Annotated in this window: 28 protein-coding genes and 2 pseudogenes; 23 read left to right on the top strand and 7 right to left on the bottom strand. The window is 68.2% G+C overall.

Annotated elements, in window-relative coordinates; translation table 11 throughout:
- Positions 1–49: 49 nt before the first annotated feature.
- Positions 50–856, bottom strand: coding sequence for an alpha/beta hydrolase (locus tag ACAG21_RS22525; RefSeq protein WP_370498488.1), 807 nt, complete (start codon positions 854–856; stop codon positions 50–52).
- Positions 857–1,006: 150 nt separating this feature from the next.
- On the opposite strand from ACAG21_RS22525, the gene ffh reads away from it, so the two are divergent.
- The 5 genes from ffh to ACAG21_RS22500 all read left to right on the top strand — a co-directional run bounded on the left by ffh (position 1,007) and on the right by ACAG21_RS22500 (position 7,873).
- The gene (gene ffh, locus ACAG21_RS22520) at positions 1,007–2,563 is read left to right on the top strand and encodes a signal recognition particle protein (protein ID WP_370498487.1); all 1,557 of its coding nucleotides are present in this window, start codon (positions 1,007–1,009) and stop codon (positions 2,561–2,563) included.
- Between the two features lie 13 nt (positions 2,564–2,576).
- On the top strand, positions 2,577–3,659 hold the full coding sequence (locus ACAG21_RS22515; RefSeq protein ID WP_370498549.1) for an amidohydrolase family protein: 1,083 nt from the start codon (positions 2,577–2,579) through the stop codon (positions 3,657–3,659).
- A 65-nt stretch (positions 3,660–3,724) separates the two neighbouring features.
- Positions 3,725–5,416 carry a serine/threonine-protein kinase gene (locus ACAG21_RS22510; protein ID WP_370498486.1) on the top strand — a complete coding sequence of 564 codons (1,692 nt, stop codon included), beginning with the start codon at positions 3,725–3,727 and terminating at the stop codon, positions 5,414–5,416.
- Between the two features lie 32 nt (positions 5,417–5,448).
- Positions 5,449–7,272, top strand: a complete 1,824-nt coding sequence (locus tag ACAG21_RS22505; protein WP_370498485.1) for an amidohydrolase family protein — start codon at positions 5,449–5,451, stop codon at positions 7,270–7,272.
- 1 nt (position 7,273) lies between these two features.
- A complete protein-coding gene (locus ACAG21_RS22500) occupies positions 7,274–7,873 on the top strand; it encodes a TetR/AcrR family transcriptional regulator (RefSeq protein WP_370498484.1) in 600 nt (199 codons plus the stop codon).
- Here ACAG21_RS22500 and ACAG21_RS22495 read toward each other — a convergent pair.
- Together ACAG21_RS22495 and ACAG21_RS22490 are read right to left on the bottom strand one after the other, a co-directional pair.
- Complete coding sequence (locus ACAG21_RS22495) at positions 7,870–8,739, bottom strand: D-alanyl-D-alanine carboxypeptidase family protein (protein WP_370498483.1); 870 nt, start codon at positions 8,737–8,739, stop codon at positions 7,870–7,872. The two genes, ACAG21_RS22500 and ACAG21_RS22495, sit on opposite strands and share 4 nt — an antisense overlap.
- A 43-nt stretch (positions 8,740–8,782) precedes the next feature.
- Positions 8,783–9,124, bottom strand: a complete 342-nt coding sequence (locus ACAG21_RS22490) for a hypothetical protein (protein WP_370498482.1) — start codon at positions 9,122–9,124, stop codon at positions 8,783–8,785.
- Positions 9,125–9,183: 59 nt separating this feature from the next.
- On the opposite strand from ACAG21_RS22490, the gene ACAG21_RS22485 reads away from it, so the two are divergent.
- Together ACAG21_RS22485 and ACAG21_RS22480 are read left to right on the top strand one after the other, a co-directional pair.
- Positions 9,184–9,660 (top strand): carboxymuconolactone decarboxylase family protein, encoded by a 477-nt coding sequence (locus ACAG21_RS22485; RefSeq protein WP_370498481.1) that lies wholly within the window; start codon positions 9,184–9,186, stop codon positions 9,658–9,660.
- A gap of 53 nt (positions 9,661–9,713) precedes the next feature.
- On the top strand, positions 9,714–10,145 hold the full coding sequence (locus tag ACAG21_RS22480) for a nuclear transport factor 2 family protein (RefSeq protein WP_370498480.1): 432 nt from the start codon (positions 9,714–9,716) through the stop codon (positions 10,143–10,145).
- A gap of 18 nt (positions 10,146–10,163) precedes the next feature.
- On the opposite strand, the gene ACAG21_RS22475 is transcribed toward ACAG21_RS22480, so the two are convergent.
- Complete coding sequence (locus ACAG21_RS22475; RefSeq protein ID WP_370498479.1) at positions 10,164–10,502, bottom strand: hypothetical protein; 339 nt, start codon at positions 10,500–10,502, stop codon at positions 10,164–10,166.
- Positions 10,503–10,753: 251 nt separating this feature from the next.
- Between ACAG21_RS22475 and rpsP the strand changes: the two genes are divergently transcribed.
- The 4 genes from rpsP to trmD are packed head-to-tail and all read left to right on the top strand — an operon-like array spanning position 10,754 to position 12,771.
- Positions 10,754–11,272, top strand: coding sequence for a 30S ribosomal protein S16 (gene rpsP / locus ACAG21_RS22470; RefSeq protein ID WP_370498478.1), 519 nt, complete (start codon positions 10,754–10,756; stop codon positions 11,270–11,272).
- Positions 11,273–11,280: 8 nt separating this feature from the next.
- Complete coding sequence (locus ACAG21_RS22465) at positions 11,281–11,523, top strand: RNA-binding protein (protein WP_025736282.1); 243 nt, start codon at positions 11,281–11,283, stop codon at positions 11,521–11,523.
- A gap of 12 nt (positions 11,524–11,535) precedes the next feature.
- On the top strand, positions 11,536–12,069 hold the full coding sequence (gene rimM / locus ACAG21_RS22460; RefSeq protein ID WP_370498477.1) for a ribosome maturation factor RimM: 534 nt from the start codon (positions 11,536–11,538) through the stop codon (positions 12,067–12,069).
- A 3-nt stretch (positions 12,070–12,072) separates the two neighbouring features.
- Positions 12,073–12,771, top strand: a complete 699-nt coding sequence (trmD, locus tag ACAG21_RS22455) for a tRNA (guanosine(37)-N1)-methyltransferase TrmD (RefSeq protein WP_370498476.1) — start codon at positions 12,073–12,075, stop codon at positions 12,769–12,771.
- Here the strand turns inward: trmD and ACAG21_RS22450 are convergent.
- Positions 12,768–13,745 carry a hypothetical protein gene (locus ACAG21_RS22450; protein WP_370498475.1) on the bottom strand — a complete coding sequence of 326 codons (978 nt, stop codon included), beginning with the start codon at positions 13,743–13,745 and terminating at the stop codon, positions 12,768–12,770. The two genes, trmD and ACAG21_RS22450, sit on opposite strands and share 4 nt — an antisense overlap.
- A 341-nt stretch (positions 13,746–14,086) precedes the next feature.
- Here ACAG21_RS22450 and rplS point away from each other — a divergent pair, with 341 nt between their 5' ends.
- The 4 genes and pseudogenes from rplS (at position 14,087) to ACAG21_RS22430 (ending at position 16,569) form a co-directional block, all read left to right on the top strand.
- On the top strand, positions 14,087–14,428 hold the full coding sequence (gene rplS / locus ACAG21_RS22445) for a 50S ribosomal protein L19 (RefSeq protein ID WP_342929977.1): 342 nt from the start codon (positions 14,087–14,089) through the stop codon (positions 14,426–14,428).
- 90 nt (positions 14,429–14,518) lie between these two features.
- Positions 14,519–15,427, top strand: a complete 909-nt coding sequence (lepB, locus tag ACAG21_RS22440; RefSeq protein ID WP_370498474.1) for a signal peptidase I — start codon at positions 14,519–14,521, stop codon at positions 15,425–15,427.
- Between the two features lie 13 nt (positions 15,428–15,440).
- A pseudogene (locus tag ACAG21_RS22435) lies at positions 15,441–16,182 on the top strand (ribonuclease HII).
- Positions 16,183–16,263: 81 nt separating this feature from the next.
- A complete protein-coding gene (locus tag ACAG21_RS22430; RefSeq protein ID WP_007171389.1) occupies positions 16,264–16,569 on the top strand; it encodes a DUF2469 domain-containing protein in 306 nt (101 codons plus the stop codon).
- On the opposite strand, the gene ACAG21_RS22425 is transcribed toward ACAG21_RS22430, so the two are convergent.
- On the bottom strand, positions 16,570–17,334 hold the full coding sequence (locus ACAG21_RS22425) for a GAF and ANTAR domain-containing protein (RefSeq protein ID WP_370498473.1): 765 nt from the start codon (positions 17,332–17,334) through the stop codon (positions 16,570–16,572).
- Positions 17,335–17,611: 277 nt separating this feature from the next.
- On the opposite strand from ACAG21_RS22425, the gene fdhD reads away from it, so the two are divergent.
- The 7 genes from fdhD (at position 17,612) to ACAG21_RS22390 (ending at position 24,684) form a co-directional block, all read left to right on the top strand.
- Complete coding sequence (gene fdhD / locus ACAG21_RS22420) at positions 17,612–18,433, top strand: formate dehydrogenase accessory sulfurtransferase FdhD (RefSeq protein WP_370498472.1); 822 nt, start codon at positions 17,612–17,614, stop codon at positions 18,431–18,433.
- Positions 18,434–18,569: 136 nt separating this feature from the next.
- A complete protein-coding gene (locus tag ACAG21_RS22415) occupies positions 18,570–18,941 on the top strand; it encodes a YraN family protein (protein ID WP_370498471.1) in 372 nt (123 codons plus the stop codon).
- Positions 18,941–20,452, top strand: a complete 1,512-nt coding sequence (locus tag ACAG21_RS22410) for a YifB family Mg chelatase-like AAA ATPase (RefSeq protein ID WP_370498470.1) — start codon at positions 18,941–18,943, stop codon at positions 20,450–20,452. The genes ACAG21_RS22415 and ACAG21_RS22410 overlap by 1 nt, the downstream gene beginning before the upstream one ends.
- Complete coding sequence (gene dprA, locus ACAG21_RS22405) at positions 20,449–21,606, top strand: DNA-processing protein DprA (RefSeq protein ID WP_370498469.1); 1,158 nt, start codon at positions 20,449–20,451, stop codon at positions 21,604–21,606. The genes ACAG21_RS22410 and dprA overlap by 4 nt, the downstream gene beginning before the upstream one ends.
- Positions 21,607–21,699: 93 nt before the next feature.
- Positions 21,700–22,569, top strand: coding sequence for a siderophore-interacting protein (locus ACAG21_RS22400; protein ID WP_370498468.1), 870 nt, complete (start codon positions 21,700–21,702; stop codon positions 22,567–22,569).
- Positions 22,570–22,593: 24 nt separating this feature from the next.
- A complete protein-coding gene (locus ACAG21_RS22395) occupies positions 22,594–23,754 on the top strand; it encodes a lactate 2-monooxygenase (RefSeq protein WP_370498467.1) in 1,161 nt (386 codons plus the stop codon).
- A 33-nt stretch (positions 23,755–23,787) separates the two neighbouring features.
- On the top strand, positions 23,788–24,684 hold the full coding sequence (locus ACAG21_RS22390) for a tyrosine recombinase XerC (RefSeq protein ID WP_370498466.1): 897 nt from the start codon (positions 23,788–23,790) through the stop codon (positions 24,682–24,684).
- A 157-nt stretch (positions 24,685–24,841) separates the two neighbouring features.
- On the opposite strand, the pseudogene ACAG21_RS22385 reads toward ACAG21_RS22390, so the two are convergent.
- Positions 24,842–25,324: pseudogene (locus tag ACAG21_RS22385) on the bottom strand (M23 family metallopeptidase); the annotation flags it as partial.
- A gap of 289 nt (positions 25,325–25,613) precedes the next feature.
- Between ACAG21_RS22385 and rpsB the strand changes: the two are divergent.
- Positions 25,614–26,468 carry a 30S ribosomal protein S2 gene (gene rpsB, locus ACAG21_RS22380; RefSeq protein ID WP_370498465.1) on the top strand — a complete coding sequence of 285 codons (855 nt, stop codon included), beginning with the start codon at positions 25,614–25,616 and terminating at the stop codon, positions 26,466–26,468.

Here is a 26,468-nt window from a genome sequence, read left to right as displayed (position 1 = left end):
TTCGGCGCTGGAACGACGCTGCAACGACTCGAAAGCGACGCAGGCCAGGTTATCCGGAAAACCGTGAAGGGCTCGCTAAATCGCGGGTCTGCAGCCATGAATTTATCCGCGCCGCGACGTCGGCCCAGCCCGGTTCGAGCATCATGTTGTGGCCCATCGCGAAGAACTCCGGCTCGGTGCCGTAGGCCCGCGCCGTGGCGCGCACCTCCTCGACACTGACGAACCCGTCGTACAGGGCGCCCAGGACCAGGATCGGCGTGTCCACCCGCCGGGTCCTGACGCGGCGCAACACCGGATCGGTCATCGCGGCGCGAACGCTCTCGGCCCCGGCGCGAAGACGGCAGGATTCGACGATGGCCTCGGGCGTGTCGGCGCAGAACAGGTACTCGCGGGTCAGCTGCGGGGTGGCCAGGAATTTCAGCAGCGTCGGGTCGCTCCAGGCTTCCAGGGTCATCGACGGCCGGCGCCGCCACACCCGTAGCGCCAGGCTGAGCACGCCCGTCGGCGGCACCGAGCCCAGCAGCACCGCGGCCGGGGCGCTGTGCTCTTCGAGGTAGCGCTGGATCACGAAACCGCCCAGGGAATGGCCGATCAGCACCGGCCGGCCCCCCAGGTCGTCGGCCACCGACCGGAGATCATCCATGTAGTCGGCAACGGAAACCTTGGACAACGGCTTGGCGGTGGGGCTGGCGCCGTGCCCGCGCAAGCTGATCGACACCGCGCGATAGCCCGCGTCGGAGAAGTAGTCCAGAAAGTGGTCGTCCCAGCACCACGCGCCATGCCAGCCGCCGTGCACGAAGAGCAACGGCACCGGATGGTCCCGGCTGCAGGATCCCTTGTCGATCACCTCGAGCATGTGCTGACATTTGCTGGCCGCGGCCGCGGCGTCAAGGCCTTGACCCGCTCATCGGTCGTCACGCCAGCGTGGCTTTGACCGACGACAGTCACGCCGGCGTGACGCTCGCGCCCGTGGAGGGTGCCCATCGGACTCCAGTAGCCTGTTGGGGTGTTTGAATCGCTCTCCGACCGGTTGACCGGTGCCCTTGCGGGGCTGCGCGGAAAAGGTCGACTGACCGACGCCGACATCGACGCCACCACGCGCGAAATCCGTCTCGCGCTGCTGGAAGCCGACGTCTCACTGCCCGTGGTGCGGGCCTTCGTTGCCCGGATCAAGGAGCGCGCCCGGGGCGCCGAGGTGTCCGGCGCCCTGAACCCGGCGCAGCAGGTCGTCAAGATCGTCAACGAAGAACTGATCGGCATCCTCGGCGGCGAGACCCGGCAACTGGCGTTTGCGAAGACGCCGCCGACCGTCATCATGCTCGCCGGTCTGCAGGGTTCGGGTAAGACCACGCTGGCCGGGAAGCTGGCCAACTGGCTACGTGTGCAGGGGCACACGCCGCTGCTGGTGGCCTGTGACCTGCAACGGCCCGCCGCGGTGAACCAGCTGCAGGTCGTCGGCCAGCGCGCCGGGGTGCCGGTCTTCGCGCCGCACCCGGGAGAGTCCCCGGGTTCCGGCCCCGGTGACCCGGTCGCCGTCGCGTCGGCCGGGCTCGCCGAAGCCCGCGCCAAGCACCACGACGTCGTGATCGTCGACACCGCCGGCCGTCTGGGTATCGACGACGAGCTGATGAGCCAGGCCGCGGCCATCCGCGACGCCGTCGATCCCGACGAAGTGATCTTCGTGCTCGACGCGATGATCGGTCAGGACGCGGTCACCACCGCCGAAGCGTTCCGTGAGGGCGTCGGCTTCACCGGCGTGGTGCTGACCAAGCTCGACGGCGACGCGCGCGGTGGTGCCGCGTTGTCGGTTCGCGAGGTCACCGGCGTCCCAATCCTTTTCGCGTCCACCGGCGAGAAGCTGGAAGACTTCGACGTCTTCCACCCGGACCGGATGGCCAGCCGCATCCTCGGCATGGGCGACGTGCTCAGCCTGATCGAACAGGCCGAGCAGGTCTTCGACGCCGAGCAGGCCGAGGCCGCCGCGGCCAAGATCGGGTCCGGCGAGTTGACCCTCGAGGACTTCCTCGAACAGATGCTCGCGATCCGCAAGATGGGTCCGATCGGCAACCTGCTGGGCATGCTGCCCGGCGCCGGGCAGATGAAGGATGCGCTGGCCGAGGTCGACGACCGCCAGCTCGATCGGTTGCAGGCCATCATCCGCGGGATGACGCCGCAGGAGCGCGCCGACCCCAAGATCATCAACGCCTCGCGGCGACTGCGCATCGCGAATGGATCCGGTGTCAGCGTTTCTGAAGTCAACCAGCTGGTCGACCGCTTCTTCGAAGCCCGCAAGATGATGTCGTCGATGCTGGGCGGCATGGGCATTCCGGGGATGGGCCGCAAGTCTGCGACGCGAAAAGCCAAGGGAGCCAAAGGTAAGAAAGGTAAGAAGGGGGGCCGCGGTCCGACGCCGCCCAAGGCTCGCAACCCACTGATGCAGGGGATGCCGGGCATGCCCGCCGGATTCCCCGATCTGTCCCAGATGCCCGAGGGCCTCAACGAGTTGCCGCCCGGCCTGGCGGACTTCGACCTGTCCAAGCTGAAGTTCCCGGGCAAGAAGTAGCCGCGCAGTGCCCATGCACGTGCGGGGTCGGGGCCTGCCCCCGGAAAATGGCCAAGAGGTCCCGGTCGAACTGTGGATCGTCGACGGTCAGATCAGCACCGAACGGGTCGCCGGGGCCGACACCGTTTTCGATGGGGGTTGGATCCTGCCCGGGCTGGTGGACGCCCACTGTCACGTCGGCCTCGGCCACGACGGCGAGATCCCCCTCGAGGACGCGATCGAACAGGCCGAGGCCGAGCGCGAGGTCGGCGCCCTGCTGCTGCGCGACTGCGGCTCGCCGACCGACACCCGCAGCCTCGACGACCACGACGACCTGCCGCGCATCATCCGAGCCGGCAAGCACATCGCGCGGCCCAAGCGCTATCAGGCCGGCTTCTCGGTCGAGCTCGAAGACGAGTCGCAACTGCCGGACGCGGTGGCGATCGAAGCCCAGCGCGGCGATGGCTGGATCAAGCTGGTCGGCGACTGGATCGACCGCGGTGTCGGCGATCTCGCGCCGCTGTGGTCCGACGACGTGCTCAAGGCGGCGATCGACACCGCGCACGCGCACGGTGCCCGCGTCACCGCGCACGTTTTCAGCGATGAGGCGATGCCGGGACTGATCAAGGCCGGGATCGACTGCATCGAACACGGCACCGGGCTCACCGACGAGACCATCGAGCTGATGCTCGAGCACGGAACCGTACTGGTGCCCACCCTGATCAATATCTTCGACAACTTCCCGGGCATCGCCGACGCCGCGAAGCGCTACCCGACCTACGCCGCGCACATGCGTGATCTGTATGCGCGCTGCCCCGAGCGGATCGCGGCGGCCGTGGACGCCGGCGTGCCCATCTATGCGGGAAGCGACGCCGGAACGATGATCGCCCATGGCCGGATCGTCGACGAGGTCGAGGCTCTCACGAAGGTCGGAATGAGTCCGACCGATGCGTTGGGCGCCGCGTGCTGGGATGCCCGGCGCTGGCTGGGCCGTCCCGGCCTGGAGCACGGGGCGTCCGCGGATCTGGTCTGCTACGCGCACGACCCGCGCAGCGGTCCCGGTGTTTTGTCCCAACCTGACCTGGTGATCCTGCGCGGCAACGTGTTTCGGCCCTGACGCACGCCGCGTGCCGTCAAGCCGCCTGGTCAGCGGGGCGCCGCGGCGGCGGATAGAATGACCCGATGGCGTTGGCCAGCGGCGCGGTTTTTGCCGGTTATACCGTCGCTCGAAGGCTCGGATCCGGGGTGACTGGAGATGTCTACCTTGTTCAGGATCCTCGTTCGGCGCGCTGGCAGGCACTGAAAGTTCTTTCCCCGGCGCTGTCGTCGGACCGCCAGTTCCGCCGGGAGTTTCTGTCCGAGACCCCGACGGTGTCGAGCCTGTATCACCCGCACATCGTCGAGGTGCACGACCGCGGCGACCACGACGGACGGCTGTGGGTCGCGATGGACTACGTCGAGGGCAGCAACGCCGCGCAGCTGCTCAAGGATCGATTCCCGGCGGTGTGGCCGGTCGGTGAAGTGCTGGCGATCATCACCGCGGCGGCCGACGCACTGGACTATGCGCACCAGCGCGGGTTGCTGCATCGAGACGTCAAGCCGGCCAACATTCTGCTGACCAACACCGACGACGGCGAGCAGCGGATTTTGTTGTCGGACTTCGGAGTAGCCCGCCCGCTGGGCGAGCACCCCGGCGTGGTCGGCTCGCATGTCCCGGTCGGCACGGTGGGCTACGCCGCGCCCGAGCAGTTGATGGGCGCCGACGTCGATCGGCGCGCCGACCAGTATGCGTTGGCGGCGACGGCATTTCACCTGTTGACGGGCGCGCCGCCGACCGAGTACCTCAGTCCCTCCGCCGCGCTGCGCGAGTTGCTGGACGGTGCACCGCGCAAACTCAGCGACCAGCGCCCGGAATTGGCGCAGCTGGATCGGGTGTTCGCGCGGGCCCTCGCCGCACGGCCCGCCGACCGGTTTGCGAGTTGCCGAGAGTTCGCCGACGCCGCCAACGCACTGTTCGCGACCCAGCGCAGTCCCGAGGCTGTCCTTGTACTCGACTACCCGGCCTTCGGGTGGCCCGACGACGAGGACGCCGCGAGCGCCGAACCGGCCGCATCCGATGCCGAGGCACCGGCCGCGCTGCCGACGCGGCGCAGGCCCCGCAAAATCGTGGTCGGCGCCGCCGCGATCCTGCTGCTGATCGGATTGTTCGCGTTCGGCCTGATCACCGGGCGAAAGATGGAGTCGACCGCGGCACGCGCGGCAAGTGTGCCCTCCAGCGCGCCCGCCCCGGCCGCCGTACCGCCGCCGACCACCCCGTCCGGACCGCCCGCTGCGCTGGACGGCACCTATCGCCTCGACGCGCAGCGGTCCAAGGAGACCTTCGACTACACGCCGAGCCCGCAGCCGCCCGACGTCTCGACCTGGTGGGCATTGCGCTCGTCGTGCACGCCGTCGTACTGCTCGGCCGCGGCGGTACTGCTGGACAACAACGACCACACCCAGCTGGCCAACTCCGGCGCTCGTCCCGTCATCTTTCAGTTCACCGACGGCCAATGGCAGGCGCGGCCGGAAACGGTGCCGTTTCCGTGCGTGGGACCGACCGGGTTAGTAAAGTCGCAGACCACGGTGCAGACGCTGGCGTTGCGGCCCAACCCGCAGGGGGACCTTGTCGGTGAAATGGATCTCGTCGTGCAAACCGACGAGTGCGGTCAGCGCGGATCGGTGATCCGGGTTCCCGCGACGATGGCGCGCACCGCCGATGCCCCGTCCGGCGTCTATGTGCCCGACCCCATCTCGGTCCCCGAACCCACCGGCCTGCTCACCGCCGCACCCCCAGCGCCCAGCGGCACGAAACCGCCGAAGCCCGGCGGCTAATCCCGTAGAAAGATTGTGAGCGCTCACTATCTATGATAGGTTCGCTCCAACACGACCGGGAGGCGACAATGACGTACGACGTGATCATCCGTGACGGCTTATGGTTCGACGGAACCGGCGGCACGCCGCACACCCGCACGCTAGGCATCCGCGACGGCGTGGTGGCCACCGTGTCGACCCGGCCGCTTGATGAGACGGGCTGCCCCGAGGTCATCGACGCGGCCGGCAAGTGGGTGGTGCCCGGCTTCATCGACGTGCACACCCACTACGACGCCGAGGTACTGCTGGACCCGGGCCTGCGCGAGTCGGTGCGCCACGGTGTCACCACGGTGCTGCTGGGCATGTGCTCGCTGTCGACGGTCTACGCCAACACCGAAGACGCCGCCGACCTGTTCAGCCGGGTCGAGGCGGTGCCACGCGAATATGTGCACGGCGCGCTGGAAACCAACCGGACCTGGACTAACGCCGCGGAATACATCGCGGCCGTCGACGCGTTGCCGCTCGGGCCGAATGTCAGCTCGCTGCTTGGACATTCGGACCTGCGCAGTACGGTGCTCGGGCTCGACCGGGCCACCGACTCCAGCGTCAGGCCCACCGACGCCGAACTGGACAAGATGGCGACGTTGCTCGACGAGGCGCTCGACGCCGGAATGCTCGGCATGTCGGGCATGGACGCCGCGATCGACAAACTCGACGGCGACCGCTTCCGCTCCCGGGCACTGCCGTCGACCTTCGCGACCTGGCGGGAGCGGCGCAAGCTGATCAAGGTGTTGCGCAGGCGCGGCCGGATCCTGCAGAGCGCGCCCGACGTCAACCGGGCGGCCACGGCGATCATGTTCTTCCTGGAGAGCAGCCGAATCTTCAGACGCCGCAAGGGTGTTCGGATGAGCCTGCTGGTGTCCGCGGACGCCAAGTCCAACCCGCTGGCCGTCTACGTGTTCGGGCCCGGGGTGCGGCTGATGAACAAGCTGCTGGGCGCGAGCGTGCGGTTCCAGCACCTGCCGGTGCCGTTCGAGTTGTACTCCGACGGTATCGACCTGCCGGTCTTCGAGGAGTTCGGTGCCGGCACCGCCGCCCTGCATCTGCGAGACCAGTTGCAACGCAACGAATTACTGGCCGACGAGTCTTACCGCCGGGAGTTCCGCAAGGAATTCGACCGCGTCAAGCTCGGTCCGTCGTTGTGGCACCGCGACTTCCATGACGCGGTGATCGTCGAATGTCCCGATAAGTCGTTGATCGGCAAGAGCTTTGGCGCGATCGCCGACGAGCGCGGACTGCACCCGCTGGACGCGTTTCTCGACGTGCTCGTCGAAAACGGCGAACGCAATGTGCGCTGGACGACGATCGTGGCCAACCACCGGCCCAAGCTGCTCGATGCGCTGGCCAACGAGGAGAGCGTGCACATGGGCTTCTCGGACGCGGGTGCGCACCTGCGCAATATGGCGTTCTACAACTTTCCGATCAAGCTGCTCAAACGAACTCGCGACGCCTACCGGGCCGGAGCGCCGTTCATGACCACCGAACGGGCGGTGCATCGCCTCACCGGTGAACTGGCGGACTGGTTCGGCATCGACGCCGGCACGCTGCGCCAAGGCGACCGGGCCGATTTCGTGGTGATCGACCCGGCCGGCCTGAACGACGAGGTCGAGGCCTACCACGAGGAAGAGGTCCCCTTCTACGGCGGCCTGCGGCGCATGGTCAACCGCAACGACGATGCCGTCGTCGCGACCGGGGTGGGCGGCGCCGTGGTCTTCCGCGCCGGCGAGTTCCGGGACGGCTACGGCCAGACCGTGAAGTCGGGCCGCTACCTGCGGGCGGGGCAAAAGGTGCGCAGCGCGGTCAAAGTCAGCGCCTGAGATGGCCAGAACCCAGCAGCAACGCCGCGAGGAGACGGTCGGGCGGCTCCTCGAGGCGTCCATCACCAGCATCGTCGAGGTCGGCTACGCCCGGGCATCGGCGGCCGTGATCACCAAGGCGGCCGGGGTGTCGGTCGGTGCGCTGTTCCGCCACTTCGAGACGATGAGCGACTTCATGGCGGCCACGGCGTCGGAGGTGCTGCGCCGGCAGGTGGAGTCGTTCACCAAGCAGGCCGCCCAGATCCCGGCCGACCGGCCGGCGCTGGAAGCGGCGCTGACGATTCTGCGGGACATCACCGGCGGTCCCACCAACGCGGTGCTCTACGAACTGATGATCGCCGCGCGCACCGACGAGAAGCTGGGCGCGCACCTGCGCGATGTGCTGGCCCAGTACAGCGCGAAGATTCTCGACGCGGCGCGGGCGCTGCCGGGCGCCGACGCCATCGGCGAGGAGACGTTCCCGGTGCTGGTGGCGCTGATGACCAACGTGTTCGACGGCGCGGCGATCGTGCGCGGGATTTTTCCGGAGCCCGATATCGAAGAGCAACGAATTGCGTTGCTGTCCAAGCTGATAGCCGGACTTGTCGCGAACGAGATCTAGAGTGAGCCGATGCTCGACGACGGATTGAGCGCGAAGCCCCAGTCGAACAGGCTGCCCGCCTGATCCCAGTACGTCGGTCCGCCGGGCTTCACCATCCCGTACATCATCGCGACCACCAGCCGGCGCCCACCGCGAGAAGCCGCGCCTACGAAGGTCTTTCGGGCCGCATTCGTGAAGCCCGTCTTGCCGCCGATGGCGCCGGGATAGCGGGTCAGCAGTTCGTCCTGGTTGGTGATCGGCTCGTCACCGTGGTCGCCCGGGAACGTCGCCGACGGCTCGGCGGTGATGTGGGCGAACATCGGGTTGGCCATCGCGGCCCGGAAGATGACGGCCAGGTCGTGTGCGCTGGAGGCACCGGAGCCGCCGGGGCCGTCCAGCCCGGACGGGGTCGCGGCGTGCGTGCTGGTCGCCCCGAGGGAGGCGGCCTTCGCGTTCATCTTGGCCACGGTGGCGTCGGCGCCGCCCATCAGATGCGCGAGCGTGTTGGCGGCGTCGTTGCCGGACACCAGCAGCAGGCCGTCCAGCAGCTGGCGCGCGGTGTAGACACGTCCGGGTTTGATACCGACGCAGTTGCACTCGACCTGGGTGTCTGAGACGTCGGCGACGACCGTCGAGTCCATGCTCACCTCATCGAGCGCCACCAGCGCCAGCAGCACCTTGATCGTGCTCGCGGGCGGATGAACCGCGTACTGGTCGCGACCGGCCAGCACCTGGCCGCTGTCCAGGTCGGCCAGGATCCAGGTCTGCGCCGGGCCGTCGGGGATCGGAACCGAGCCGACCGGCTGCATATCGTCGGCCCAGGAGGCGGGGGCGGTGACACCGGCGACCGTGAGCAGCGCAGCCGCTGCGGCAATGAGTTTCCGCATGGGCGCACAGTGTAACTTCCGGGCCAGGCCGACGCCTGCTGCCTCACGGGCACCAGGGCGGCACCGGACAGAACGGCAGCGGGGGCAGCGGCAGATAAGAGGTCTGGGTGGGCACCGGCCCGGGCGGTGGCGGCTGCTTGAACGGAAGCGAGGACCACGAGTAGAAGATGCCGGTGCCGGTGTCGTGCACGCCGGCGTAATCCCAGTAGAAGTCGTGGCAGACATTCGGATCCCACGGGATGGGCCGGCCCGCAGGATCGGGATCGCCGGGGCACCAGCGCTGGCAGGCGCTGCCCGGCGCGCAGCTGCCGGGGGCGGCGACGGCGACCGGCGCACCGACCCAGACCGACAAGGCCATTGCTAAGCAGGTGATTCCTGCTCTCATAGCTGGGATTATTCTCCTCGGTGGCTTTGCGTGGTATGGGAAAAGGGGAGCAGACAGCTATGAGTCGGCGAATCGACTACGAAGCCGTGGCACCGCGGGGGGTGAAGCTGCTGGGCGGCGTGCACCTTTATGTCAGCCAGTCGGGTCTGTCGCCGGTGCTGCTGACGCTGGTCTACCTGCGGGTGTCGCTGATCAACGGCTGTGCGTACTGCATCGACATGCACACCCGCGAGTTGCGCGACCTGGGGGTGTCGAACGAAAAGATCGCCTTAGTTCCGGTGTGGCCGGAAGCCGGTGAGCTGTTCGACGGTCGCGAGCGGGCCGCGCTGGCGTGGGCGGAGACCGTCACCGAAATATCGAGCACGGGCGCACCCGACAGCGCCTATCAGGCCGCGTCGGCGCAATTCGATGACAAGGAATTGGTCGATTTGACGATCGCGATCGCGACGATGAACACCTACAACCGATTGGCGATCAGCTTCCGCAACCCGCCGGCCGCAGTGCTCGCCAAAGACGCTGGAACACAAGGAAATTGACGACTGTTCGGGGTGCCTGGGTGCTCCCGGCGCCCCGGGTGTTGAATCGATGCATGTTGAGCCTGGCCGAAATTTCCGACCGTCTGGAGATCCAGCAGCTGATGGTGGACTATTCCACCGCTATTGACCAGCGGCGATTCGACGATTTAGACAAAGTATTCACCGAAGACGCCTACATCGACTACACGGCTTTGGGCGGTATCGAAGGCCGTTACCCCGAGGTCAAGAAATGGCTCTCCGAAGTGCTGCCGGGCTTTCCGGTGTATGCGCACATGCTCGGAAACTTCTCGGTCCAAATCGACGGAGACACGGCCACGTCGCGGGTGATCTGTTTCAACCCGATGGTCTTTCCGGACGGCTCCGGCAAACCGGGGGACCAGGTGATGTTCTGCGGGCTCTGGTACGACGACGAGTTCCTGCGCACGCCGCAGGGCTGGCGGATGACGCGCCGGGTCGAGACGAAGGTCTTTCAGAAGATCATGTGACGCCGCGGGCCAGGTGGGTCAGTGCCCTTGTCCGCGCGGTTGGTTGGCCTGGAAGCACTGCACGCGCTTGGCGGCATCCTGCGGCGAGACTCCCATGGTCACCAGAATCTGGGTCACTTGGGCGGCGGGAATGCCCGAGTCGAGATCGTTCTGGATGATGTGGACGCTCGGAAACCAGAATTCCGCATTGACCCCCGGCGGCGGGGGCTGTGTGTCGACGCATTGAGCGTAACCGTCGATGCCGGTCGCAGCCTGCCCCGACGGCGCCCCCAGCAGCGGCAATGGGGCGCTGAGCAGGGCGGCGACGGCGATGGGACCAATAACGCGCCGGCCCCGGCTGAAATTCAGGATCTGCATCGATCGGCTCCCTACTGTCGCCCCCGCTGAATCGTAACCAGTTTGAAGTCCCGCGTAGCCGAAAGTCGACGGTGCGGGCGAATTTCTGCCCGAGCCCCTCGTTCTGGCACAATAGGCGGCTGTCCGCCGCGCGACCCGCCCCGATGCCGGGGTGCTTGTTCGGCGGTCATACACGCGAGGCAAAACCGGATCCGGGCATCCCGCCCCGATCGCTGAATTGCAGCGTGACACCCAGGAGAATTCGCTTAAACATGGCTGTCAAGATCAAGCTCACCCGGCTTGGCAAGATCCGCAATCCCCAGTACCGCATCGCCGTCGCCGACGCGCGCAACCGCCGCGACGGCCGCTCCATCGAGGTGATCGGCCGGTACCACCCGAAGGAAGACCCCAGCCTGATCGAGATCAACTCGGAGCGGGCCCAGTACTGGCTTTCGGTGGGCGCGCAGCCGACCGAGCCCGTGCTCAAGCTGCTGAAAGTCACCGGCGACTGGCAGAAGTTCAAGGGCCTGCCCGGGGCCGAGGGCACCCTGCAGGTCGCCCCCGCCAAGCCCACCAAGCTGGAGCTGTTCAACGCCGCGCTGGCCGAGGCGGACGGCGGCCCGACCACCGAGGCCACCAAGCCGAAGAAGAAGGCCCCGGCCAAGAAGGCCGCCAAGGCCGACGAGGCGCAGGCTGAAACCGCCGAAGCCCCGGCCGAAACCGCGCAGACCCCGGCCGAGCCGGCCGCCGAAGCGCCGGCCGAAACCACCGAGCCGACCACCGAAGGCTGACGGGCGCAATGAGTACCGTCGTCGTCGACGCTGTTGAGCATCTGGTTCGCGGAATCGTGGACAACCCGGACGATGTCCGGGTGGACCTGGTGACGAGCCGGCGTGGGCGCACTGTCGAGGTGCATGTCCACCCCGAGGATCTGGGCAAGGTGATCGGTCGCGGCGGACGCACCGCGACCGCGTTGCGCACGCTGGTCGCCGGGATCGGTGGCCGCGGTATCCGCGTCGACGTGGTGGACACCGACCAGTAGGTCACCGCACTCATGGAGCTGCTCGTCGGGCGCGTCGTGAAAGCGCACGGCATCACCGGCGAGGTGGTCGTGGAAGTTCACACCGACGACCCTGCCGATCGCTTCGCGCCGGGCATTACCTTGCGCGCCAAGCCATCTCGCGGCAGCGGAGAAGAACGCAGCTACGTGGTCGCCGGTGCGCGTGAACACGGCGGCCGGCTGTTGGTGCGGTTGGCCGGCGTGGACGACCGCGACGCCGCCGACGCGCTGCGCGGCAGCCTGTTCGTGGTGGACTCCGACGACCTGCCGCCCATCGACGAGCCGGACACCTACTACGACCATCAGCTCGAGGGTCTGCGGGTGCGGACCACGACGGGGCAGGATCTCGGTGTCGTCGCCGAGGTGCTGCACACCGCCGCCGGGGAGCTGCTGGCGGTGCACCGAAGTGACGGCGCCCAAACCCGGGAAGTACTGGTGCCTTTCGTGAATGCGATCGTCACATCGGTGTCGCTGGACGACCGGATGGTGGAAATCGATCCACCCGAGGGCCTGCTGGATCTGGGGTAGCCGGTGCGCATAGACGTCGTGACGATTTTTCCGGCCTATCTGGATCCGCTGCGGCAGTCGTTGCCCGGCAAGGCAATTGCGTCGGGCTTGGTCGACCTGCGGGTGCACGACCTGCGGCGGTGGACTCACGACGTGCACCACTCGGTAGACGACTCGCCCTACGGCGGCGGGCCGGGAATGGTGATGAAGGCGCCGGTGTGGGGCGAGGCGCTGGATGAAATCTGTTCTGCCGAAACGCTATTGGTCGTTCCCACGCCGGCCGGCACGCTGTTCAAGCAAACCACCGCCCAGCGCTGGAGCGCCGAACAGCATCTGGTGTTCGCCTGCGGCCGCTACGAGGGCATCGACCATCGCGTGGTCGAGGACGCCGCGCGGCGGATGCGAGTCGAGGAAGTCTCGATCGGCGACTACGTGCTGCCGGGAGGTGAGTCGGCGGCCGTCGTGATGATCGAATCAGTGCTGCGGCTGCTGACCGGAGTACTGGGCAACCCGGCGTCCCATCGGCAGGATTCGCACTCCGACGTGCTGGGCGGCCTGCTGGAGGGGCCCAGCTACACCCGGCCGCCCAGCTGGCGGGGGCTCGACGTCCCCGACGTGTTGCTGTCCGGCGATCACGCGCGCATCGCGGCCTGGCGCCGGGAGGTTTCACTGCAGCGCACCCGCGAACGCCGGCCCGATCTCGAGCAGGGCGATTCGCCCTAGAAGGACGCCGGCCCGATCCGGCCGTTGGGGAACATCGTCTTGACGGCCTGGGTGATCGTGTCGCGGGCCGTCGCGTCGTCGGAGGACTGCAGGGACTCCACCACCACGATGTAACGGCGGTCGGCGCCCACCACGCCGGTCGACAGGTGCATCCACTCCGTGCCGATGCAGCACATCCAGCCCTGCTTGACCGCCACCGGCTCGGCGAACAGACCGTCGGGGATGCCGAACCGCTGCGGGTACCCGTCGACGCCGTTCGCGGTGGACTGGGCCAGGTCGTTGATGATGATCTTGGCCCGGTCCGCGGAGAGCCCACCGGAACCGTCCAGCAGCTTCTCGTAGTAGTGGATCACGTCGGTCAGCGAGCTCGTCGTGTTCCACCAGCGCCCGTCCGAGGGCGGAACGGTGGACGACAGCCCGTAGCGGCCCGCCACCTGCGTGATGATGTTGTCGCCGCCGCCCTGACCCCAGAACCTCTCGGCGGCGCCGTCATCGGACGACTGCAGCATCAGGTCGAGCGCCTGACGGTCGTCGGGGGACAGGGTGGTGCGGCCCTGGGATTCGGCCAGCAGCAGGTCGTCGGCGATGAACAGCTTGGCCACCGAGGCCGTGCCGATGATCTGGCTGTTGCCGTTGGAGATCAGCTCGTGGGTCTTGCGGTCCAGGATGCCCACCGAGAGGGTCGCCCCGCTGGCGGCGGCCTGTTCGGTGGCCTGCTGGATGCGGGCCTGCAACCCGCCCCATCCGGAGCCGGGCAGCGCGTCCAGGGTCTTGGGCGGCGCCGCGGGCAACCCGGGCGAGTCGATGGTGTCGAGCAGCAGCTGAATGAGTTGCGGTTGGTGATCGGGCGCGCTCGCAACGTTGCTGGACGCCTTTACCTGGGATTTTGCCGCGAGTCGTGCCTCGTCGCAGCCCGCCAGCACCAGCGTCACCGCCGCGACGGCGGCGAGTGCGGTGCGCGGGCGTACACGCATCTGTTCGTCTCCCAAAGTCCTCTGACGTAAACCTGTGTGGGCGGCCGTACCGCAATCTGCCCGGGCGTCTTCGAGTTCGGGTAGTGACTGGCGTGTGCTGACCCCAGTCATATGTACCATTCACGGCTGCCCCAGGCGCGCCATGAATCGCAGCGTTTACATGTGATTTTCAATGCACGCGGGGTGTCTGGCACAATTGACCAGTTGTCTCCAGCGGCACCCGGCCGGCCGGGCCGCATTCCGCCCGCTGCGAGATGCCACCCAAAGCCCGAATCGGCTTAACGACCACCCCTGCGTGCGGGCAGTTTCCGCACGCCGCGACCTCAAGGAAGTGTCTCCACATGAACAGGCTGGACTTCGTCGATCAGGCGTCGCTGCGCGACGGCATCCCGGCCTTCAGCCCGGGCGACACCATCAATGTGCACGTCAAGGTCATCGAGGGCGCCAAGGAGCGTATCCAGGTGTTCAAGGGCGTGGTGCTGCGCCGGCAGGGCGGAGGCATCCGCGAGACCTTCACCGTGCGCAAGGAGAGCTACGGCGTCGGCGTCGAGCGGACCTTCCCGGTGCACTCGCCGAACATCGACCACATCGAGGTGGTCACCCGTGGCGATGTCCGCCGCGCGAAGCTCTACTACCTGCGCGAACTCCGCGGCAAGAAGGCCAAGATCAAGGAAAAGCGCTGACCGCGCGCGTCTCGGCGATCGCTGCGGCACGCGCGTTCGGTTTCGAAGACGCTTTACGGTCACCCACACGGCGCTGGCTACTCTGATCTCGTGACGGATTCCACGGACTCGCCCGAGCCCCAGTCCGAGCCTGGTCAGTCGGAGCCGAAGGTCTCCACTCGCGTACCAGACGAAACCTTGAACGAAGGGGCCGACAACGCGGTCGAGCCCACCGCGGTGCCCGCACCGGATGCGGAGTCGCACGACGCAGACGAGCCGGAACCCAAGAAGAAGTCCGCGCTGCGCGAGCTGACGATCCTGGCGGTTACCGCGATCGTCCTCTACTACGTCATGTTGACGTTCGTGGCGCGTCCGTACCTGATCCCGTCCGAGTCCATGGAACCCACGCTGCACGGCTGCTCGGGTTGTGTCGGCGACCGGATCATGGTCGACAAGCTCAGTTACCGCTTCGGGTCGCCGCACCCCGGCGACGTGATCGTCTTCAAGGGACCGCCGAACTGGAACACCGGATACAAGTCGATCCGGTCTCCCAACACCGCGCTGCGCTGGCTGCAGAACACGTTGTCGTTCATCGGTTTTGTGCCCCCCGACGAGAACGATCTGGTGAAGCGGGTGATCGCGGTCGGCGGCCAGACCGTGCAGTGCCGGGCCGATACCGGGCTGACGGTCGACGGCAAGCCGCTCAAGGAGCCGTACCTGAAGCCGGCCACGATGATGGCCGACCCGGCCGTATACCCCTGCCTGGGCAGCGAATTCGGTCCGGTCACCGTCCCGCAGGGGCGGCTGTGGGTGATGGGTGACAACCGCACCCACTCGGCGGACTCGCGTGCCCACTGCACGAGCACTCCGACCGACGCGCTCAAAGGCATTCTGTGCACCGGTGATCCGATGTCGGGGACGGTGCCGGTGGCCAACGTCATCGGCAAGGCCAGGTTCATCGTCTGGCCGCCGACGCGATGGGGTGGGGTGGGTTCGGTGAACCCGCAGCAAGGCCAGTAGCCATGGCTCGGATATGACCCTGACGTGGCCGCCGCGGACGGTGATCCGCAAAGCGACGGGGCTGCGCACCCTGGAATCCGCACTGCATCGCAGTGGCCTCGGACCGGTGGCCGGGGTGGACGAGGTCGGCCGCGGCGCATGCGCGGGCCCGCTGGTGGTGGCGGCCTGCGTGCTGGGGCCAAACCGCCTGGAAAGCCTTGCCGCCCTTGATGATTCGAAGAAGCTCACCGAGAAGGCGCGGGAGAGGTTGTTCCCGCTGATCTGCCGCTACGCGGTGGCCTATCACGTGGTGTTCATCCCGTCGGTCGAGGTCGACCGGCGCGGAGTACACGTCGCCAATATCGAAGGCATGCGGCGCGCGGTGGCGGGCCTGTCGGTGCGCCCCGGTTATGTGCTGAGCGACGGCTTTCGCGTACCCGGGCTGCCGATGCCGTCGTTGCCGGTAGTCGGTGGGGACGCGGCCGCGGCCTGCATCGCCGCGGCCAGCGTCCTGGCCAAGGTCAGCCGCGACCGGCTGATGGTCGCGATGGACGCCGATCACCCCGGCTACGGCTTCGCCGACCACAAGGGCTACAGCACGCCCGCGCACAGCTCGGCGCTGACCCGGCTGGGGCCCTGCGCTGAGCACCGCTATTCCTTCATCAACGTCCGGCGGGTGGCCTCGCCGACCGGGAACGGTTCCCGCACGCGGCTGGTGGCCGAATGTAAACCGGACCCTCCGGGCGAGCGTGGCGAATGCCGGTGAGGAAAGATAGATGCGGACTGCTCACCCGGCGACCGAGCTGTTGGGAAACGGGGAGTCAGGAAAACGGGCAGGGAAAAGGACGTCTGAGCAGATGAGTGCCGAAGATCTCGAAAAGTACGAAACCGAGATGGAGCTCTCGCTCTACCGCGAATACAAGGACATCGTCGGCCAGTTCAGCTACGTGGTGGAAACCGAACGGCGCTTCTACCTGGCCAACAGTGTCGAGATGGTGCCGCGCAACGCCGACGGTGAGGTCTACTTCGAGCTACGGCTGTCGGACGCCTGGGTCTGGGACATGTACCGCCCGGCCCGGTTCGTCAAGCAGGTGCGGGTGGTCACCTTCAAAGATGTCAACATCGAAGAGGTCGAGAAGCCCGAGCTGCGGCTCCCCGAATAGCTATTTGCCGGTCGGCAGCTCTTGCTCGCCGTTCGACGGCAGGCCACCGCGCCGTTCGATGACCTCGCGCGCGACGTCGGCCAACTTGATGTTCAGCGCCTGTGAGTGCTGGCGGAGCAGGTCGAACGCCTCGTCTTCGGTCAGGTCGTGCAGCAGCATCAGCATGCCGACCGCCTTGCCGATTTCGCGGTTGCTGAGCAGTCCCCGTCGCAGGCTGGCGGCGTCTTCGCCCTTCGCTACCGCGTTGATGGCCACGCTGGCGAACGAGGCCAGCACCGCCGCGCGGCCGGCGGACTCGGCGTCGAACGTGTTCGGCGTGTCGCTGAACAGGTTCAGCGCGGCCCCCTTGCGCTTGTTGACCTGCAGCCGAAACCCCATGGCGCCGCGCACCGGGGTCTCCTCGAGCAACCGGGCCGCCAGCTTGGGCCAACGCGACGGCGTGGTCAGATCCGCGTCGATCTGCGGCGTCTCCTCCTCGATCGCGTCCAGACAGGGGCCGTCGCCGGCTTCCAGTTCCATCTGGTCGATTCGCTGGGCCAGCGCGTCGCTCGCGCCGACGGTGACATAACGATCGTTTTCGAGCATCAACAGGCTGGCGTGGTCGCAACCGCGGATGGCCAGGGTCGCCGCGACGCAGATGGCCGCGTACATCTCCTTGGCGTCCGAGCCCTGATAGATGATTTCGGCGAGGGCGGCGAACACCGTCGCCGGATCAGCCTTCTCCCCGCCCGGCATCGACGCGTCGCCTGGTGCTTCATCAGCCATGTTGTGCCTCGTCATCTCCCGCGGTATCGACGACGTGATGCTTACGCGCCGTTACCACCTACTCCCCAAACCCGCCCATTGGAGACCTGCACAGGTGCGGTGCACTGCTCAGGCGCGACGAGCCATGTCGACATTAGAGCAATCGCGACGGCACGGTGCCGGAATGGGTGCACGTCAGGCGGCTGCCGGGGCGGTTGGTCGCCGCACGGGCGGCGGGCCGCGGGCCAATGTAGTTTGGCTTAATGAGGTTTCAGCGCTCGGCCGGAGTTTCGATCCCGTGGGGAACGTAACCGCGCGTCGGCGCGCCACGCACGTCAACGCAGGTCAGGCCGTCGTCCGGCCGGAAACCCTGGCTGTCGAGGAGCCGCTGGAGATCCGCGTCAACGGCACGCCGGTCACCGTGACGATGCGGACGCCGGGCTCGGATGTCGAACTTGCGCAAGGCTTTCTGCTCACCGAGGGCGTGATCCAGCGCCGCGATGACGTGCAGACCATCCGCTACTGCGGCGGCCGCGGGGACGACGGCGCCAACACCTACAACGTGCTCGACGTGACGCTGGCCCCCGGGGTGAATCCGCCCGATCTGGACGTGACCCGCAACTTCTACACCACCTCCTCCTGTGGGGTATGCGGCAAGGCGTCACTGGATGCGGTCCGGGTGATCAGCCGCTTTACCCCCGGGGCGGATCCGGTCACCGTCGCCCCGGCCACGCTCAAGGCCATGCCCGGCCAATTGCGAAGTGCGCAAAAGGTTTTCGACAGCACCGGTGGGCTGCACGCTGCGGCGCTGTTCGACGCCGACGGCACGATGCTGGTGGTCCGCGAGGACATCGGCAGGCACAACGCCGTCGACAAGGTCGTCGGCTGGGCCCTGGAACACCAGCGGATACCGCTGGCCGGTTCGGTGCTGCTGGTCAGCGGGCGGGCGTCGTTCGAGATCACGCAGAAGGCCGTACTGGCCGGGATTCCCGTGCTGGCCGCGGTGTCGGCGCCGTCGTCGCTGGCGGTTTCGCTGGCCGAGGAATCCGGGCTCACGCTGATCGCGTTCCTGCGGGAGGACTCGATGAACGTCTACACCCGCGCGGACCGCATCACGTAGCCGATTCCGCTGCGCGGCAAACCAATTTCCCCGTGCGCTGTGGATCAACGCCCCGCTGGGGATAACCGGCCCGGATAGCGGGCATTCGGCGTCCGTCGCGGCATGCCATGTCGGGCCCGTCGGCCAGATTGGCCGCATGACGATCGCAAAGACACGCATTGAGCTGGGCGCGATGGGTGAGGCCCTGGCCGTGGAATACCTGACGCGGATGGGGTTGCGCGTCGTAGACCGCAATTGGCGCTCCCGCTACGGTGAACTCGACGTGATCGCCGCCGACGACGCCACCCGCACGGTGGTGTTCGTGGAGGTCAAGACCCGTACCGGCGACGGGTATGGGGGTTTGGCCCACGCGGTCACACCCCGCAAGGTCCGGCGGCTGCGCCGGCTGGCGGGGCTGTGGCTGGCCGCGCAGGACGGCAGGTGGTCAGCGGTCCGCATCGACGTGATCGGGATCCGTGTCGGGCGCCGGCGCACTCCGGAGATCTCACATCTGCAGGGGATCGGCTGATGGCGCTGGGACGCGCGTTCTCCGTCGCCGTCCGCGGCCTGGACGGCCACATTGTGGAGATCGAGGCAGACATCACCTCGGGGCTGCCCGGGGTACACCTCGTCGGCCTGCCCGACGCGGCGTTGCAGGAGTCGCGCGACCGGGTGCGCGCGGCGGTCACCAACTGCGGAAACAGTTGGCCCCAGGCCAGACTCACGCTTGCGCTGTCCCCGGCGACGCTGCCGAAAATGGGATCGGTCTACGACATCGCGCTCGCGGCGGCGGTGCTGTCGGCGCAGCGGAAGAACCCGTGGGAACGCCTGGAGAAGACGGTGCTGCTGGGCGAGTTGTCGCTGGACGGCCGCATCCGGCCGGTGCGCGGGGTGCTGCCCGCGGTGCTGGCCGCCAAACGTGACGGGTGGCCCGCCGTCGTCGTCCCGGTGGACAACTTGGCCGAGGCCAGCCTGGTCGACGGCATCGATGTCTGGGGCGTTCGCACGCTGGGGCAGTTGCGGAGCTGGCTCGGTGGGTCGGCCCGGTTGGACGAGCGGGTCAGCGCGACGGCCACCCGCCCGGCGCCGGTGGGGGATCTGGCCGACGTGGTGGGGCAGGCCCAGGCACGGTTCGCGGTCGAGGTGGCCGCCGCGGGAGCGCATCACCTGATGTTGACCGGGCCGCCCGGTGTGGGCAAAACGATGCTGGCGCAACGCCTTCCGGGATTGCTGCCCAGCCTGACCGACAGCGAGGCGTTGGAGGTTACCGCGATTCACTCGGTGGCCGGGTTGTTGTCCGGGGACACACCGCTGATCACCCAGCCGCCGTTTGTGGCGCCGCACCACAGTTCCAGCGTCGCCGCACTCGTCGGGGGAGGCTCGGGGATGGCCCGCCCGGGCGCTGTGAGCCGGGCGCACCGCGGTGTGCTGTTCCTCGACGAATGCGCCGAGATCAGCGTCAGCGCGCTGGAGGCGTTGCGGACACCGTTGGAGGACGGTCTCATTCGTCTGGCACGTCGCGACGGGGTGGCGTGCTACCCGGCCCGGTTTCAGCTGGTGTTGGCCGCCAACCTGTGCCCGTGCGCGCCGGCTGATCCGCAGGATTGCATCTGCCCGGCCGCGACAAAACGGCGCTATCTGGGCAAGCTTTCGGGCCCTTTGCTGGATCGGGTGGATCTGCGGGTACAGATGCATCCGGTGCGGGCCGGGGCGTTCGCCACCGTCGAGGGTGAATCCTCCGCGCAGGTGCGCGATCGGGTGGCGCAGGCCCGCGCCACGGCCGCGGCACGGTGGCGCCCACACGGTTTCAGCACCAACGCCGAAGTGAGCGGAACGCTGCTGCGGCGAAAGTTTCGGCTCAGCAGTCAGGCAATGCATCCGCTGCGCCTGGCGGTGGAGCGGGGGCTGCTCAGCATTCGCGGGCTCGATCGCACGTTGCGCGTCGCGTGGAGCCTGGCCGACCTGGCCGGCCGCAGCTCGCCCGGGCTGGACGACGTGGCCGCCGCGCTGAGCTTCCGGCAGCTGGGCGAACAACGATGACCGCGGTGTTCCATGACCCCACCTGGCCGGCCTGGGCGTACCTGTCGCGAGTGGCGGAGCCGCCGTGCCCGGAGCTCGCCGCCTTGGTGGGATGCGTTGGCCCGGTCGAGGCGGCCGACCGTGTCCGGCGCGGGCTGGTCAGCGAGGAGTTGGCGCGGCGCACCGCGGCCAGGCGGGAGATAGACCGGGCCGCAGCGGATCTCGAGGTGCTCGCTCGTCGCGGTGGCCGGTTGATCACCCCCGATTGTCCGGAGTGGCCGCTGGTCGCGTTCTCGGCATTCACCGGCGCCGGGTGCAGGCCGCGCGGCGGGGCGCCGATGGTGTTGTGGGCGTTGGGTCCGGTGCGTCTCGACGAGATTGCCCAGCGCGCGGCAGCGGTGGTCGGCACCCGTGCGGCCACGGCCTACGGCGAACAGGTGACCGCCGATCTGGCGTCCGGGCTGGCCGAGCGCGACGTCGCGGTCGTTTCGGGCGGCGCCTACGGCATCGACGGCGCGGCCCATCGCGCGGCGCTGGCCTGCGACGGAATCACGGCGGCGGTGCTGGCCGGGGGCATCGACGTCCCTTATCCGGCCGGGCATTCGGCGTTGCTGCATCGCATCGCCTCACGTGGCTTGTTGTTCAGCGAATATCCGCCTGGCCTGCGCCCCGCGCGGCATCGGTTCCTGACCCGCAATCGTCTGGTCGCCGCGGCCGCAGGGGCCGTCGTGGTGGTGGAGGCGGGTCTGCGCAGCGGCGCCGCGAACACCGCGGCCTGGGCGGGGGCGCTGGGCCGGGTGGTGGCCGCGGTGCCCGGACCGGTCACCTCGTCGGCGTCGGCGGGATGTCACGCGCTGCTGCGCAACGGGGCCGAGCTGGTCACCCGGGCCGACGACATCGTCGAACTTGTGGGAAGCATCGGTGAACTCGCGTTCGAAGAGGGCCGGCCCGCGACGGCGTTAGATGGGCTGGGCGAGGCCGAGCGTCAGGTGTACGAGGCGTTGCCCGGGCGAGGTGCCGCAACGGTCGATGAGATCGCCGTCTCCTCCGGGCTGATGCCCGAGCAGGTGCTGGGGCCGTTGGCGATCCTCGAGGTGGCCGGGCTGGCCGAGCGTGACTGCGGACAATGGCGAATCGTTCGCACCCGCACCCGGGAGGCGCGGAGGTCTAGGTAACCCAGGGGATTGCGCACCGCGGCTGGTGGCCGACCTGCGACGACGGCCCCGACTCGTATAGTCGGCTGGGGCCGGGTCTGAACAGGAGGACACGTGGCAGGTCGACCACTCCAACGTTTTGAAGTCGTCGGTACCCAACAAGTCACACCGCACATGAAGCGTGTGACGCTGGGGAGCAATCAGTTCGACACCTTCGTGCCGAGCAACTTCACCGACTCCTACGTCAAGTTGGTATTCGTCGCCGCCGACATCGACGTGGCCGCGTTGCCCCAGCCCCTGACCCAGGACAGCTTCGCTGTGCTGCCTCCGGAGAAACGGCCGGCCGTCCGGACCATCACCGTTCGCAAGGTCGACGCCGCGGCCCGCCAGATCTCGCTGGACATCGTGGTGCACGGCGAACACGGCGTGGCGGGTGTCTGGGCGGCTCACGCCCAACCCGGTCAGGTGATCTATCTGATGGGCCCCGGCGGGGCCTACACGCCCGACCCCGCGGCAGACTGGCATCTGCTGGCCGGCGACGAGTCGGCATTGCCGGCCATCGCCACTGCGCTGGAAGCATTGCCCCCCAACGCAATTGGCAAAGCCTTCATCGAAGTGGCCGGCCCCGACGACCAAATCGAGTTGACCGCGCCGGAAGGCGTTCAGGTGAACTGGGTTTATCGCGGCGCCCGCGCGGACCTTGCCTCCGACGATCGCGCCGGCGATTTCGCGCCGCTGATCGAGGCCGTCACCACCACGCTGTGGCTGCCCGGGCAGGTGCACGTCTTCATCCACGGCGAGGCTCAAGCCGTCATGCACAATTTGCGGCCCTACATCCGCAAAGAGCGTGGGGTGGACGCGAAGTGGGCGTCGTCGATCTCCGGCTACTGGCGACGCGGCCGCACCGAAGAGACATTCCGGCAGTGGAAGAAGGAACTGGCCCAGCTGGAATCCGAGGCGGAGTCGGCAAGCTCGTCAGCCTGACGGCCGGCTGGCATTCTCTATGCCATGGCATTCGGCGCTTACCAGAACGAGATCTACTTCCAGGGCCTGGCCGGGGTGGTGCCCGCGCTGCCGATGGCCTTCGCAGAGTTGGAGGCCCGCGCCGAGAAGGCGATGTCGCCGTCGGTGTGGTCCTACGTCACCGGGGGCGCCGGCGACGAACGCACCCAGCGGGCCAACCGCGAGGCGTTCGATCACTGGGGCCTGATCCCGCGCATGTTCGTCGGAGCCGCCGAGCGCGACCTGTCGGTGCAGATGTTCGGCCTGACCCTCCCGTCGCCGTTGTTCATGGCGCCGATCGGCGTGATCGGCATCTGCGCACAAGACGGCCACGGCGACCTGGCCACCGCGCGTGCGGCCGCGGCCACCGGTGTCCCGATGGTTGTTTCCACCCTGACCGCGGACCCGATGGAAGAGGTCGCCGCGCAGTTCGGCGACACCCCCGGCTTCTTCCAGCTGTACACCCCGAAGGATCGAGACCTGGCCGCCAGCCTGGTGCAGCGGGCCGAAGCGGCCGGCTACCAGGGCATCATCGTCACCCTCGACACCTGGATCCCCGGGTGGCGACCGCGCGACCTCAGCACGGCCAACTTCCCCCAGCTGCGGGGGCACTGTCTGAGCAACTACACCAGCGATCCGGTCTTTCGCGCCAGCTTGGCGCGCCCGCCCGAAGAGGACCCGCAAGGCACTGTGCTGCAGTGGATTACCACGTTCGGAAACCCGTTGACCTGGGATGACCTGCCCTGGCTGCGATCGCTGACCGACCTGCCGATGATCATCAAGGGCATCTGTCATCCCGACGACGCCCGGCGCGCCCGGGACGGCGGCGTCGACGGCATCTACTGCTCCACCCACGGCGGACGTCAGGCCAACGGCGGTCTGCCCGCGCTGGACTGCCTGCCCGGCGTGATCGAGGCGGCCGACGGCTTACCGGTCCTGTTCGACTCGGGGATCCGCAGCGGCGCCGACATCGTGAAGGCTCTGGCCCTGGGCGCGACCGCGGTCGGCGTCGGTCGGCCGTACGCCTACGGCCTGGCGCTCGGCGGCGTCGACGGGATCGTGCACGTGCTGCGCAGCCTGCTGGCCGAAGCGGATCTGATCATGGCCGTCGACGGCTATCCGACCCTGAAAGATCTCACCCCGGACACGCTTCGGCGCGTCGGCTAAGGGACAGCCGGCCGGGCCTGCGACCGTGGGGGAGTGCAGGCGATTCTCGACGAGTTCGACGAGTACCTGAATCTTCAGTGCGGCCGTTCGGCGCATACTCGGCGCGCGTATCTGGGCGACCTGCGCTCGTTGTTCGCCTTCCTCGACGAGCGCGGGGTGGCGCTGGACGCGCTGAGCCTGCCGTTGCTGCGGACCTGGCTGTCCAGCGGGGCGGTGGCCGGGGCCGCGCGCACCACACTGTCGCGGCGCACCTCGTCGATCAAGGCGTTCACCGCGTGGGCGGCGCGGCGCGGCCTGCTGACCGCCGATCCCGCCGTCCGGCTGCAGGTGCCCAAGGCGCACCGCACGCTGCCCGCCGTGCTGCGTCAGGATCAGGCGCGCGACGCCATGGCCGCCGCGAAATCCGGTGCCGAGCAAGGAGATCCGCTCGCCCTGCGGGATCGGCTGATCGTCGAGATGCTGTACGCCACCGGGATTCGGGTGAGCGAGCTGTGCGGCCTGGACATCGACGACGTAGACACCCGATACCGGACCGTGCGGGTGCTGGGCAAGGGTAATAAGCAGCGCACCGCGCCGTTCGGGGTCCCAGCCGCGGACGCGCTGCGCGCGTGGCTGACCGACGGGCGTCCGGCCCTGGTCAACGCGGACTCCGGGCCGGCGCTGCTGCTGGGCGCGCGGGGCCGCCGCCTCGATGTGCGCCAGGCCCGCACCGTCGTACACCAGACGATCGCCGCGGTGGACGGCGCGCCCGACATGGGCCCGCACGGGCTACGGCACAGCGCGGCCACCCATCTGCTGGAAGGCGGCGCCGACCTGCGCGTCGTGCAGGAGTTGCTCGGCCATTCCAGCCTGGCGACCACCCAGCTCTACACGCATGTGGCGGTCTCGCGGCTGCGAGCGGTGCACGATCAGGCCCACCCGAGGGCGTAACCGACGTCGGCGCCTCACCCGCACATGCCCGCCTCTGAGCGACAACGCAGCTCGAAAGCGATAGCGACACCGCAGCTCGAAAGCGACCGCGACGCGGATTTGTCGCTCAGAGGCGGGCAAAAGTTGTGGTCCCTTGCTTGGCTTGCTACCGCTGTTCAAGCGGCTTGAGCCGGACGGCGGTGGATGTCAGCAGTCCGAGCGGATCGACATAGTCCGCACCCGACGACGGCCCCCACATGGCGCCCCAGTGCAGGCACGCCGGGACCCGGCAGTCGCCATGCCCGGCGATCAGCTCGCCGATCAGCGTCTGAGCGCTCACGGGCTGACCGACCCGGACCGCGGCGGCGACCGGCTCGTAGCTGGTGTGCAATCCGCCGGGGTGAGCCAGGGCCACCACCGGCCGTCCCGCCAGCACCCCGGCGAACACCACGGTCGCGCTGCCGGCAGCGTACACCGGCTGACCTGCGCGTCCGGCCAGGTCCACGCCGCGGTGCCCCGGCTTCCAGTTGGGCGACGGCGCGTCAAAAGCCCGTACGACGGCCGGCGCCGGCCGCAGCGGCCAGTCCAGCCGAACACCCTCGGCCGCCGCCGGGAAGGCGCTGATCAGGCTCACGCACCCGATCAGCGCCGCCCACCGCACCCCATGAGTTCAGCGCAGCGTCGACGACACGGCCACCCGCGTTTGCCCAATCTGTGCACGCGGACCGCACTGTGGAACGTGCTGGAAAAACCACCAGCTGAGTCGGTGTAAACTGCTCGTCGCAGCTCGTTTACGGGCTGACTTCGCGCGTCTGCCTCGCGTCTCCCGTTCCACTAGGAGTTCGCAGCGTATGCCGGGCGGTCCCGAAAGGGTCCGGCAGCGCAGCAGTCGCCAGGGCCTGGCTTCACCCGATGTCAGGCGACAACCGACATAAAGGAATGGCATCACCATGGCCGTCGTGACCATGAAACAGCTGCTCGACAGCGGCACCCACTTCGGGCACCAGACCCGTCGCTGGAACCCCAAGATGAAGCGGTTCATCTTCACCGACCGCAACGGCATCTACATCATCGACCTGCAGCAGACGCTGACCTTCATCGATCAGGCGTATGAGTTCGTCAAAGAGACCGTTGCTCACGGTGGCAGCGTGCTGTTCGTCGGCACCAAGAAGCAGGCGCAGGAGTCCGTCGCCGCCGAGGCCACCCGCGTCGGCATGCCGTACGTGAACCAGCGCTGGCTGGGCGGCATGCTCACCAACTTCTCGACCGTGCACAAGCGCCTGCAGCGCCTCAAGGAGCTCGAGGCCATGGAGCAGACCGGTGGCTTCGAGGGTCGCACCAAGAAGGAAATCTTGATGCTGACCCGCGAGAAGAACAAGCTGGACCGCAGCCTCGGCGGTATCCGCGACATGTCCAAGGTGCCTTCGGCGATCTGGGTCGTGGACACCAACAAGGAGCACATCGCCGTCGGCGAGGCCCGCAAGCTCGGTATCCCGGTCATCGCGATCCTGGACACCAACTGCGACCCCGACGAGGTGGACTACCCGATCCCGGGCAACGACGACGCGATCCGCTCGGCGGCACTGCTGACCAAGGTGATCGCCTCCGCGGTCGCCGAGGGCCTGCAGGCGCGTGCCGGTGTCGGCCGCGGCGACGGCAAGCCCGAGGCCGAGTCCGCCGAGCCGCTCGCCGAGTGGGAGCAGGAGCTGCTGGCTTCCGCTACTACCGGGGCGACCACGACCGCGACCACCACAGCCACCACCGACGCCGCTGGAGCTGCAACCGAAACAAGCACGGAAGGCTGA

Origin of the sequence: Mycobacterium sp. pR1184 (assembly GCF_041287235.1) — a bacterium.
Taxonomy (GTDB): Bacteria; Actinomycetota; Actinomycetes; order Mycobacteriales; family Mycobacteriaceae; genus Mycobacterium.
The sequence above is the reverse complement of the archived record's forward strand: the minus strand, read 5'-3'. Positions and strand labels throughout refer to the sequence as shown.